Annotated in this window: 13 protein-coding genes; 10 read left to right on the top strand and 3 right to left on the bottom strand. The window is 69.5% G+C overall.

Annotation, left to right across the window (positions count from 1 at the left end):
- On the top strand, positions 1 to 688 hold a 688-nt coding region (locus tag ACYVLQ_RS12890), incomplete at its 5' end, for a biotin/lipoyl-containing protein (protein ID WP_460697665.1).
- 359 nt (positions 689 to 1047) lie between these two features.
- On the opposite strand, the gene ACYVLQ_RS12885 is transcribed toward ACYVLQ_RS12890, so the two are convergent.
- Entirely contained in the window at positions 1048 to 2586 is a 1539-nt protein-coding gene (locus ACYVLQ_RS12885; RefSeq protein WP_460697664.1) for a serine/threonine-protein kinase, read from the bottom strand.
- A gap of 225 nt (positions 2587 to 2811) precedes the next feature.
- Between ACYVLQ_RS12885 and ACYVLQ_RS12880 the strand changes: the two genes are divergently transcribed.
- The 4 genes from ACYVLQ_RS12880 to ACYVLQ_RS12865 all read left to right on the top strand — a co-directional run bounded on the left by ACYVLQ_RS12880 (position 2812) and on the right by ACYVLQ_RS12865 (position 4889).
- A complete protein-coding gene (locus ACYVLQ_RS12880) occupies positions 2812 to 3351 on the top strand; it encodes a DUF1707 SHOCT-like domain-containing protein (protein ID WP_460697663.1) in 540 nt (179 codons plus the stop codon).
- A complete protein-coding gene (locus ACYVLQ_RS12875; RefSeq protein ID WP_460697662.1) occupies positions 3351 to 3698 on the top strand; it encodes a hypothetical protein in 348 nt (115 codons plus the stop codon). The genes ACYVLQ_RS12880 and ACYVLQ_RS12875 overlap by 1 nt, the downstream gene beginning before the upstream one ends.
- 178 nt (positions 3699 to 3876) lie before the next feature.
- Entirely contained in the window at positions 3877 to 4020 is a 144-nt protein-coding gene (locus tag ACYVLQ_RS12870) for a hypothetical protein (protein WP_460697661.1), read from the top strand.
- 68 nt (positions 4021 to 4088) lie between these two features.
- A complete protein-coding gene (locus ACYVLQ_RS12865; protein ID WP_460697660.1) occupies positions 4089 to 4889 on the top strand; it encodes a biotin--[acetyl-CoA-carboxylase] ligase in 801 nt (266 codons plus the stop codon).
- Between the two features lie 147 nt (positions 4890 to 5036).
- Here ACYVLQ_RS12865 and ACYVLQ_RS12860 read toward each other — a convergent pair whose 3' ends face one another.
- Positions 5037 to 5987 (bottom strand): acyl-ACP desaturase, encoded by a 951-nt coding sequence (locus tag ACYVLQ_RS12860; protein WP_460697659.1) that lies wholly within the window; start codon positions 5985 to 5987, stop codon positions 5037 to 5039.
- Between the two features lie 157 nt (positions 5988 to 6144).
- Between ACYVLQ_RS12860 and ACYVLQ_RS12855 the strand changes: the two genes are divergently transcribed.
- The 3 genes from ACYVLQ_RS12855 to ACYVLQ_RS12845 all read left to right on the top strand — a co-directional run bounded on the left by ACYVLQ_RS12855 (position 6145) and on the right by ACYVLQ_RS12845 (position 8773).
- Positions 6145 to 6699 carry a PH domain-containing protein gene (locus ACYVLQ_RS12855; protein WP_460697658.1) on the top strand — a complete coding sequence of 185 codons (555 nt, stop codon included), beginning with the start codon at positions 6145 to 6147 and terminating at the stop codon, positions 6697 to 6699.
- A gap of 64 nt (positions 6700 to 6763) precedes the next feature.
- Positions 6764 to 7441, top strand: coding sequence for a response regulator transcription factor (locus ACYVLQ_RS12850; protein WP_068014424.1), 678 nt, complete (start codon positions 6764 to 6766; stop codon positions 7439 to 7441).
- 15 nt (positions 7442 to 7456) lie between these two features.
- A complete protein-coding gene (locus tag ACYVLQ_RS12845) occupies positions 7457 to 8773 on the top strand; it encodes a sensor histidine kinase (RefSeq protein ID WP_460697657.1) in 1317 nt (438 codons plus the stop codon).
- A gap of 4 nt (positions 8774 to 8777) precedes the next feature.
- Here ACYVLQ_RS12845 and ACYVLQ_RS12840 read toward each other — a convergent pair whose 3' ends face one another.
- Complete coding sequence (locus tag ACYVLQ_RS12840) at positions 8778 to 9323, bottom strand: GtrA family protein (protein ID WP_460697656.1); 546 nt, start codon at positions 9321 to 9323, stop codon at positions 8778 to 8780.
- A 64-nt stretch (positions 9324 to 9387) separates the two neighbouring features.
- On the opposite strand from ACYVLQ_RS12840, the gene ACYVLQ_RS12835 reads away from it, so the two are divergent.
- Both ACYVLQ_RS12835 and purE read left to right on the top strand, forming a co-directional pair.
- Entirely contained in the window at positions 9388 to 10629 is a 1242-nt protein-coding gene (locus tag ACYVLQ_RS12835; RefSeq protein WP_460697655.1) for a 5-(carboxyamino)imidazole ribonucleotide synthase, read from the top strand.
- A complete protein-coding gene (gene purE / locus ACYVLQ_RS12830) occupies positions 10619 to 11149 on the top strand; it encodes a 5-(carboxyamino)imidazole ribonucleotide mutase (protein ID WP_460697654.1) in 531 nt (176 codons plus the stop codon). The genes ACYVLQ_RS12835 and purE overlap by 11 nt, the downstream gene beginning before the upstream one ends.
- The last annotated feature ends 4 nt before the right edge of the window (positions 11150 to 11153 follow it).

Below are 11153 nucleotides of genomic sequence, written 5' to 3'. Positions count from 1 at the left end.
GATGGATTCCGGTGTGGTGCAAGGAAGTGTGATCGGTGGGCAGTTCGACTCGATGCTGGCCAAGCTGATCGTTACCGGCGAGAACCGCACCCAGGCCCTGGAACGGGCGCGGCGCGCGCTGGCCGAGTACGAGGTCGAGGGCCTGGCGACGGTGATCCCGTTCCACCGCCACATCGTGGAGAACCCGGCGTTCGTCGGCGACGGCACCAAGTTCGACGTCTACACCAAGTGGATCGAGAACGACTGGGACAACCCGATCCAGCCCTACACCGGCGCGCAGCCGATCGAGGAGGACGACGAGGCCGCGCGGCAGACGGTGGTGGTCGAGGTCGGCGGACGTCGGCTAGAGGTGTCGCTGCCCGGGCAGTTCACCGTCGGCGCGGGTGCGGCCGGGGCAGCGGGCAACGGCGCGGGCGTCATCCGCAAGAAGCCCAAGCCGCGCAAGCGGGGCGGCACCGGCGGGGCGGCGGCGTCCGGTGACTCGGTGACCGCGCCGATGCAGGGCACCGTGGTGAAGGTCGCCGTCGAGGAGGGCCAGACCGTCGAGGCGGGCGACCTGATCGTGGTGCTCGAGGCCATGAAGATGGAGAACCCCGTCAACGCGCACAAGGCCGGTGTCGTCACCGGCCTGTCGATAGAGGCGGGCGCAGCCATCACCCAGGGCACCGTGCTCGCCGAAATCAAGTAGCCCGCAAGGCTTTCCGCAAAGCCCGCCCGCTCCCCTCCGAGCCGGCGGGCTTTCGCCGTCCCAGCCCTCCGCCCCCTGGGGCTACCTCGCACCCGCGCCTGCACGTCGCAAGCCCACACATTCGCGCACCCCGTACTCGCCCGCGCACCCCGTGCATGTGTTGTAGCGAGTGCGTGAATCAAGGCGGGGTGCGTGGGTGTGTGGTGTGGTCCGACGTGCGCGGGTGCGAGAGCGCGGGCGTGCAGGTTCGCGCACCCCGCGTTGGTTCGCGCACCGAGTGCAGCGCATGCACGGGGTGCGCGAACGTGCAGGGGGTGCGGGAAGCGTTGGTGTGTTGCTGGTTTGTGTGCCCGGGGGCGCTACTGAGGGGTCGGGGGTGGGAAGCCGGGGATTTCGAAGGTCGGGAATGGGATTTGGAAGGTTTGGGTGGGGAAGGGGATCTGGAAGGTCTGGGTGGGGAAGGGGGCCGTCCAGCCCGGTGGCGGCCAGTTGTTTCCGGTCTGCTGCTGCGGACTCGGTGTGGTCTGCGGCCGGGTGTTCGGCACGTTGTTCGTGGTGGCGGTGACGGTGCTGCGCTGATTCGGCTGGCTCCCACCGCCTTCGGTCAGGAACGCGGTGCACGCGGCGATGGCGGCCAATCCCACGACGCCGACCCCGACCAGGATCGTGGCCGTCTTGACGATCGAGCGCCCACCCCGCGGCGGTTGCTGCCGCACCGGCGGCTCCGCGGGGAGCTGACCGCCGAGCTGCGTGGCGACCAGCGTCGGCCGAGGTGGCGGCGCCTGACCGGGGAGGAACCGGGTGGGTGTCGGCTGGGCAGATGAATTCGATTGTGCCGCAGTGGAACCGGGGAGTGCTCGGGTCTGTTCGGATGAGCTTGCCTGTGCGGCAGCGATTTCCGGTAGGGCGCGGGTAGGTTGCGGTGGGGCGGGTGGATAGGCCTGCACGCCGGGGTGCTCGGGGGATGCGGCGAGTCCTGGATCGGCGGCGGCCGTCGGTGATGCGGCCGTGGGCCAGGGCGTGTGGCCCGAAAGCTGGCGGGTCTGCTGGTCTTCCGGCTCGAGGACCGGTGGGGTGCGGGGTACCGGGTGCGGCATGCCGACGGCGGCGCGGGCCGCGGCGGCCAACTCGCCCGCCGTGCCGTATCGGTCGGCGGGCTCCTTGGCCATGCCGCGGGCGATGACCGCATCCAGCGCCACGGGGATCGCGGGGTTGCCCGCGGAGGGGCGTGGCGGCTCCTCGCGCAGGTGCCCGTGCAACTGCTGAGCCGGGTCGGTATCGCCGAACGGCCGCTGCGCGGTGAGACATTCGAAGAGCACGCAGGCCAGCGAATAGATGTCGGAGCGGGCGTCGGCGTCTCCGGTGAACCGCTCGGGGGCCATGTACGCCAGCGTCCCCACCGTGAAACCCGTTGCGGTGATGGTGGTCTGGTTCGGGGCCCGCGCGATGCCGAAGTCGATGAGATAGGCGAAGCCGCTGGCGTGCACGATGATGTTGGCGGGCTTCACATCCCGATGGATCAACCCGGCCGCGTGCGCGGCATCGAGCGCCGTGGCGATCTGGGAGACGATGTCGACGGCCTCGGGCAGTCCGATGGCACCGGCCCGCAGCCGAGCCGCCAGGTCGATGCCCGGGACATAGGCCATGTCCAGGTACAGTCGCCCGTCCTGCTCGCCGAAGCCGTGGATCGGCACGATGTGCGGATTGTCCAGGCCCGCACCGACGCGCGCCTCCCGCTCGAACCGCCGCCGGTAGCTCGGGTCCTCGGCCGCGGAGATCGTGAGGATCTTCAGCGCCACCGAGCGCTCGGCGGCCGTATCGCGGGCCAGCCACACCTCGCCCACCGCGCCCCGCCCGATCTGTCGCTCGAGCCGGTACTTGCCGAACTTCCGTGCCACTCTCAACGCCTCCGTGCGGGTGTGCTGTGCGCTCCGGTTCGCACTCGGATCGGAACGGCCCATAGATGTACCACCCGCGCGAGCACACGACGGCGAGCGGCGGCCCCGGCGATGGGAATATCGGCGAGGCCGCGCTGCCGGAACCTGGTTCGACCCTAAACCGGCGTCGCCGGGCGGGACCAGTGTGGGCTGCGAGACAGCGGCGCCGGGCGCTAATCTCGTGTCATGGCTGACTCTCCCGATATCCGCATCGGCACCGCGGAGCGCGAAGAGGCCATGCGGCGACTGTCGGATCATTTCGCGGCCGGGCGGCTGTCGGTGGCCGAATTCGACGAGCGCAGCGGCACGGTGGCGGCGGCGGTGACCCGCGGGGATCTGGCGCCCGTGTTCGTGGACCTGCCGGAGCCCGCCGCGGAGCAGCCCGAGCCGGTCCCGGAGCCGTCCGGGCGCGACGGGAGGCCCGAGCTCCGCGGGCCCGTGATGGGCTTGGTCGTGATCCTGGCGCTGGTGCTGTTCGCCACCACGCACACCTGGCTGTGGTTCCTGTTGATTCCGGCCGTGGGCGCCTTCGTCGGTGCGCGGCGGCGGCACGATCATGATCAGCATCGCCGCGCGATCGAGCAGCATCGCGACGAGATCGATCAGCACCATCGGGAGTTCGGTCGGCACTTCGAGATGGAGCAACATCGCCGCGAGCTGAAGTTTCAGCGCCGCGAGCTGAAGCAGCAGGCGCGTGAGCGGCGCGACCGGCGGCGGGGTCGCTGATGGAGCCGATCGAGATCAACGCCGGAGGCTGGTATCTGCGCGCGCTGCGCGCCGACGATCGCATCGATGATCGTCCCGCCCTGGCCGACGGCGGTATCACCGACCCGGACTACGTAGTGCGCCGCGCCCGGGAGTGGGAGGAGCAGACCCGCTATTCCTGGGCGGTGTGCGAACCGACGACGGCGGAAATGGTCGCCGAGATCGTGGTCACGCCGAATGCCGATGGCACGGCGGATATTTCGGGCTGGTCCCGCGAGAGCTACGACGCCGCACTGGAATCCGGGCAGCATGCCGTGCGCCGGTTCGTGGCCGGTGCGCTCGGGCTGCGGCCGGTGGGCGGCGAATAGTCCTCCGCCACAGCACATCACACGCTTCTTCGGCGGTGTGACCGGGATTCACGGTGTCCGCACAGGAAAATCGCTATCTCCGCACAGGGGGCGGACGCTACCGTGGAGTTCCGGTGATCGAGCGCAGGGGAGGCGCGTCATGTGGGAATGGAGTAGGACCGTCGCTGAAAGAGCCGCCGTGGCCGTGTGGACCAGGCCGGTGCGGGAGCCGAAGCCGACCGTGGTCGACCCGGAGGAATGGCGGGAGACCACCGACCGCGATCGACTGGAGGAGGATGCCATGTCCCTTCCGGCACGCATCGGGTATTGCCTCGTCGGGTGAACGACGAGTCGAGCGGCGTCGCGTCCGTCGGATGCGGCGCCGCTCGAACGCGGTAGTAGCCTTCGGGTGTGCAGAGGCCACCCTTGGATGCGGAACTGCTGCGGCGCCGTGTCGCGGAACTTCCGGACCTGTCGTTCTTCTCCGGGATCGACGTCGTGGAGTCGACCGGCTCCACCAATGCCGACCTGATCGAGCGCGCGGGAGATCCGGACTCCGACGGGCGGGTGCTCGTCGCCGAGGCCCAGGAGCACGGCCGCGGTCGGCACGAGCGCGCGTGGTCGAGCCCGCCGCGTGCCCAGATCTCGATGTCGCTGCTGGTGTGGTTGCGCGGCATCGACCCGGCGGTGCTGGGCTGGCTGCCGCTGCTGACCGGCGTGGCGGTGGTGGACGCGGTCCGCGCCACCACCGGTGTGAACGCGAACCTGAAGTGGCCCAACGATGTTCTCATCGGCGGCCGCAAGGTGGCGGGCATCCTGGCCGAGGTCGCCTCGGGCGCGGGCGTACCGGCGGTGGTCGTCGGGGTGGGCCTGAACGTCAGCCTCGCCGAGGACGAACTGCCTGTCCCGCACGCGATCTCGCTGACCCTGGCCGGTGCCGCAGATGTCGACCGCACCGCGCTGGTCGAGTCCCTGCTGCGCGAGTTCGCCCGGCATTTCACCGAATGGCGCACGGCCAATTGGGCTATCAGCGGTCTGGCCGGGGAGTACCGCAAGCGCTGCGCCACCCTCGGCACCGAGGTCCGCGCGGAACTGCCGGGCGGCGAGGTGCTGACCGGGGTCGCCACCGACGTCGACGATCACGGCCGATTGCTGATCGGCGGCCGAGCGGTGGCGGCCGGGGATGTCACGCACTTGCGGCCGCAGCCCTGATCCCGGCGAAAAGCATGCCGGGATATCGAGGGGCTGCGGCTGCCAGGGTGACGCTGGTTGGCTGCTGCCGGGGTGACGCTGGTTGGCCCGCTGCCGGGGTGACGAGGTTGGTAGTCTTCGGGGTGATGGTGGCTGCGGGGTTGGGGGCTATACCGTGGCCATTTCGCGGGCGCGTTCGCGGGCCAGGAGCTTGTCGCGCTGTTCCTCGAACTTCAGGACGTCTTGGCTCAGTTTTTCCAAGTGGGCGGCCAGTTGTTCGCGGGCTCGTTCGCCGCGAGGGCCGAAATCGTTGCGCTCGAAGATGTTCCAGTTCTTCAGTACGGGCTGGACGACCTCCTCCAGGTGCTGGCGCAGGTCGTAGATGCCGTGCTTGGCCATCATGACACCGTTGCGGCGGAAGTTGGGCATGCCGTAGCCGGGCATCGTGAAGTTGGTGAGCACCTTGGCGATTGCCTCGATCGCCTGGTCCGGAACCAGATCGATACCGGCGCCGCACAGGGTTCGGTAGAAGATCATGTGCAGGTTCTCGTCGGCGGCGACGCGCTGCAGCATGCGGTCGGCGATCGGGTCGTCGCAGACCTTGCCGGTGTTGCGGTGCGAGACACGGGTGGCCAGCTCCTGGAACGTCACGTAGGCGACGTTCTCCAGGAAGCCGCCCCAATCGTCGGGCGAGTGGGCGCCGTTGGTCATGTGGATCATCCGGGCTTCCTCGAGGGCGACCGGGTCGACGCCGCGGGTGACCACCAGGTAGTCGCGCATGACGATGCCGTGGCGGTTCTCCTCGGCGGTCCAGCGTCCGACCCAGGTGCCCCAGGCGCCGTCCTGGGAGAAGTTCTCGGCGATCTCGCGGTGGTAGGAGGGCAGGTTGTCCTCGGTCAGCAGGTTCGTGATCATCGCGATCTTCGCGACCTCGCTCAGCGTGGACTGCGACGGGTCCCAGTCCACGCCGCCCATCGCGGCGAAGTTGCGACCCTGGTCCCACGGCACGTAGTCGTGCGGATGCCAGTCCTTGGCCATCGACAGGTGCCGGTTGAGGTTCTGCTCGGCCACCGGCTCGAGCTCGGTCAGGATTTCCAGCTGAGTCAGTTCCTTGGTCACGCACGCCTCCGCTATCGCAAATCAACGTGGAAGATCTCGGTCGGACTTCGGTGAAGCGGGAAGAACTTCGGTGATGCGAGAAGAGCAGTCGCGATTGTGCAGCACAACGGCGTTCGCTGTCAGGCATTCTGGCATCTTCACGCGGTAGGGTTCGCGTATGGGTTATCCGGAGGAGCTGCTCGCGCCGGACGAGCGGTTGCTGCTGCACCGCCATCCGCATTGGAAGATGCTTTTCTGGCCGGCGGTCATTTTCATCCTGGCGACCGCGCTCGCCGGATTCGCCGGGGGATTCGCATGGCGCAACACGGAGGGGACCCCGCGCAGCGCGGCGCTCATCGCCGTCGTCGCGGTCTGGGTGGCGCTGGTGCTGTGGCGTACCGCGGCTCCCGTATTGCGTTGGCAGTCAACGCATTTCATCGTGACCGACCGTCGCGTGCTGGTGCGCGAGGGTGTGCTCACGCACACCGGCATCGACATTCCGCTCAACCGCGTCGCCAATATCCAGTTCCGGCACGGCCTGACCGACCGGATGCTGGGCACCGGCACCCTGATCATCGACGCGGCCTCCGGCGACCCCTTGGAGTACGACGACATCCCGCAGGTTCAGCAGGTCCACGCCATGCTTTACCACGAGGTCTTCGACAACCCGCACAGCCCGCCCTACGATCCGCGCCGTGCCCAGGGCCACTACGACGCGCCCGGCCACCGGTGACGGCGTTCCGGTCGGTCGCGCCACATTGATACAGACAATTCGCGCAAGTGCGTAATCTTGGAGCGTGACCGCCGTACTGCTGGCCGAAGACGACGAGGCCATCGCAGCCCCACTGTCGCGGGCGCTGGGGCGCGAGGGCTATTCGGTGACCGTGGAGAGTTTCGGTCCGGGAGTGCTGCAGCGAGCCCTCGACGGCGGGTACGACCTGCTGATTCTGGACCTGGGCCTGCCCGGCATGGACGGTCTGGAGGTGTGCCGCCAGGTGCGGGCGCGCGGCGCCGAACTGGCGGTGCTGATGCTCACGGCCCGCACCGACGAGGTCGATTTCGTCGTCGGTCTGGACGCGGGCGCCGACGATTATGTGGGTAAGCCCTTCCGGCTGGCGGAGTTGTTGGCCCGGGTGCGGGCGCTGTTGCGGCGCAGCGGCATCGGTGACGACGCGGTCGAGGTCGGTGGGATCCGGCTGGAGCCGCAGGCGCGCCGGGTGCTGGTCAACGGCCATGAGGTGAATCTGGCCAACAAGGAGTACGAGCTGCTCAAGGTGCTGATCGATCGGGCGGGCCAGGTGGTGCCGCGCGAGACGATCCTGCGCGAGGTGTGGGGCGACGCGGATCTGCGTGGCTCCAAGACGCTCGATATGCACATGTCCTGGCTGCGCCGCAAGATCGGTGACGAGGGCCCGGTGGCCGAGCGCCGGATCGTGACCGTCCGGGGCGTCGGTTTCCGGTTCAACACCGACTAGTGGGCTGAGGAGCACATGCGGCGCCGAATTCTGCTGTCGATGCTGGCCGCGCTGACCCTTACCACGGTGGTGCTGGGTATCCCGCTGGGCTTCACCGCCTGGCAGTGGGTGGCCGATATCACCCGCGGTGACCTGCGCGCCCGGCTGGACCGGATGGCCGTGGAGATCGTCGCCCAGGAGCGCGACGACGGTCAGGTGCACGGCACGCTGGATCTGCGTTCGGTGCGTCCGCTGATCCCGCCGGGCGGACGGCTGACCATCGTCTATCCCACGCCGGAGGACGCGGCGATGCGGGTGGACGTGGGCGTCGCGCAAGTGGACGATCCGGTGGTGGAGTCGTTGTCGATGGGTACGTCGGGCTCGCTGCGACTGGAGGTGCCGGCGGCGCCGATGCATTCGATGCAGCGGCAGGCCGTGGGCGCGGTGGCGCTGGTCGCCCTGGCTTCACTGGCCGCGGGTGCCGCGGTGGCGGTGGTGACCGCGCGCCGGGTGGCCGATCCGCTGCGCGATGTGGCGGCCCGCGCCGCCCGATTGGCGACCGGCGATTTCCGGCTGGACGCGCGGCGGCACGGCATCACCGAACTGGATCGGGTTTCGGATGTGTTGGATTCGGCCGCCGTCGAGATCGCCGGACGGCTGCAGCGCGAGCACGCCCTGGTGGCCGACGTCTCGCACCAGCTGCGCAGCCGCCTGACGGCGGTGCGGCTGCGCTTGGACGAGCTGTCGGTGCACGACGACCCGGATGTGGTGCACGAGGCCGAGGAGGCGATGGCGCAGGTCGACCGGCTCACCGCCGCCATCGACGACCTGGTGCGCGCCTCCCGGGACGAGGACGCCGACGACCGGGAGCCGGTGCCGGTGGTGGCGGAGCTGCGCGGCGTGGTGGCGGAATGGCGGCATCCGTTCAGCGAGGCCGGGCGCCGGTTGATTCTGTCGGGCGATCCGATGCTGACCGCGCCGGTGACCGGTTCGCGACTGCGCGAGGCCGTGGCGGTGCTGGTGGACAACGCCCTCATGCACGGCGGCGGCGACTGCACGGTGTCGGTCCGCACGGTCTACGGCGGACCGGACCGCGAGCCGCTGGTGGCGGTGGAGGTGGCCGACGAGGGCGACGGCGTCAGCGATGAGCTGGCGCCGCACATCTTCGATCGCGGATTCTCCGGAGCCGGTTCCACCGGCGTGGGCCTGGCGCTGGCCCGCGCCCTGATCGAGGCCGACGGCGGCCGCCTGGAACTGCAGCGGCGGCGCCCGGCCCTGTTCGCGGTATTCGTCGGAAAGCCGACGGGCGCGCGCGCGGAAAATGCCGCCGCCGCGGTAGCGGAACCGCGCTGAGCAATCAGCTGTGCCCGAGCTGTTCTTCCTCTTCGTACAGTTCCTCGAATTCCTCTACCAGCGTGTCGATTTCGTTCGGGAACACCCAGCGGCGCATGGCCCAGAAGCGGAACATCATCTGCAGCAGGTTGCCGATGATAAAAGCGCTGATGAAGTCGGTGATGTTCTCGACCGTCAGGCTGATATGCGGCACCTGCAGGTGCAACACGTACCGCGACGCCCACAGCGGCAGGAAGCTGAGCACCACGCCGATGCCGCTGACCGCGAAGAACAGCAGCGCCTCGTGATGCTTCTCGCGACCGCCGCGCCCCTTGAACGACCATTCCCGGTTGAGAATGTAGGAGGCGATCACCGCGATCACGCCGGAAATGATCTTGGCGGTCACCGGCTTCGGCGACAGCACCGTCAGTTTCAGGATGTAGAAAATGCCACTGTCGATGACGAACGTGGTGGCTCCGACAATCGCGAACTTGATCAGCTCGTGATGGCGGTAGGCGAGGTCTCGAAGCGTTTTGGGTAGGACGCTGACCACGCTGTCGACGAATGACACGGATCGAGTCTACGTGCCTCGATTTCCGGGCAACCAACCCGCACGCACTTGCGTGACCGGTGCCATGACACCATGGAGGGCCGTGAACGAGCACACCGTCCCGGGCTCCCGTCCCTTCGATGCGGCCATGATGCCGACCGTTGCCATGATCGGCGGTGGGCAGCTGGCGCGCATGACCCAGCAGGCGGCCATCGCCCTCGGCCAGCGGCTCCGGGTGCTCGCCGAGCGGCCCGACGACCCCGCCGCCCAGGTCACCCCCGACATCGTGCTGGGGTCGCACACCGATCTGGCCGCCCTGCGCAGGGCCGCCGTCGGCTCGCACGCGCTGACCTTCGACCACGAGCACGTGCCGACCGAGCATCTGCGGGCGCTGGTCGCCGAGGGCGTGAGCGTGCAGCCGCCGCCGGAGGCCCTGATCTTCGCGCAGGACAAGCTGGCCATGCGGCGGCGGCTGCGGGAGCTGGGGGTTCCGGTTCCGGACTTCACCCGGGTCGAATCCGCCCGGGACGCGGTCGCTTTCGGCGACGCGCACGGCTGGCCCTGCGTGGTGAAGGCGGTGCGCGGCGGCTACGACGGGCGCGGCGTATGGATGCCCGGATCGGCGGCCGAGGCCGAGCGGATCGTGGACGACCAGCTGGCGCACGGTGTCGAGCTGCTGGCCGAGCAGCGGGTCGAGCTGAAGCGGGAGCTGTCGGCGATGGTGGCGCGCTCGCCGTTCGGCCAGGCGGCGGCGTGGCCGGTGGTGGAGACCGTGCAGCGCGACGGGCAGTGCGCGGTGGTGATCGCGCCCGCGCCCGAACTGCCGGAGCAATCGGCGGCCGCGGCCTCGGCGCTGGCGCTGCGGCTCGCCGCCGAACTCGGCGCCACCGGCGCGATGGCGGTGGAGCTGTTCGAGACCCGCACCGGCGAACTGCTGGTGAACGAGCTGGCGATGCGCCCGCACAACTCCGGGCACTGGAGTATGGACGGCGCGGTGACCGGCCAGTTCGAGCAGCATCTGCGCGCGGTGCTGGACTATCCGCTCGGCGGTACGGCCGCGCTGGCGCCGGTGACGGTGATGGCCAATATCTTGGGCGCGCCCGAGGCGCCCGCCATGGCGATGGACGAGCGGCTGCACCACCTGTTCGCGCGCATGCCCGAGGCGCGGGTACACCTGTACGGCAAGGGCGAGCGCCCGAACCGCAAGATCGGCCACATCAACATCCTCGGCGACGAGGTGGCGGTGGTGCGCGAGAAGGCGGAGCGCGCGGCACGGTGGATGTCGCACGCGGAATGGACCGACGGATGGGACCCCCATGGGGAATGACGAGGCAGGCCTGCTCGCGGGCGACGGGGCGCGCGTCGGCCTGATCATGGGCAGCGATTCCGACTGGCCGACGATGGAGGCGGCCGCGCAGGCGCTGGCGGAGTTCGGGATTCGCTTCGAGGTCGGGGTGGTGTCGGCGCATCGCACCCCGCAGCGCATGCTCGATTACGCCCGTACCGCCGCCGACCGGGGGATCCGGGTGATCATCGCGGGCGCCGGTGGCGCCGCCCACCTGCCCGGCATGGTGGCCTCGGCGACCGCGCTGCCGGTGATCGGCGTCCCGGTGCCGCTGAAGTATCTGGACGGGATGGATTCGCTGCTGTCCATCGTGCAGATGCCCGCCGGGGTGCCGGTGGCCACCGTATCCATCGGCGGCGCGCGCAACGCCGGGCTGCTCGCGGTGCGCATCCTCGCCGCCGCCGAACCCGAATTACGTTCTCGCATGGAGCAATTCCAGGCTGGTCTGGAGAAGATGGTGCTGGAGAAGGACGACGCGCTACGCACCCGGCTGTTGGGCTGAGCGG

It is taken from the genome of Nocardia thraciensis (genome assembly GCF_054782435.1).
Note: the sequence above shows the minus strand (reverse complement) of the source record. Positions and strands in the feature narration are given on the sequence as shown.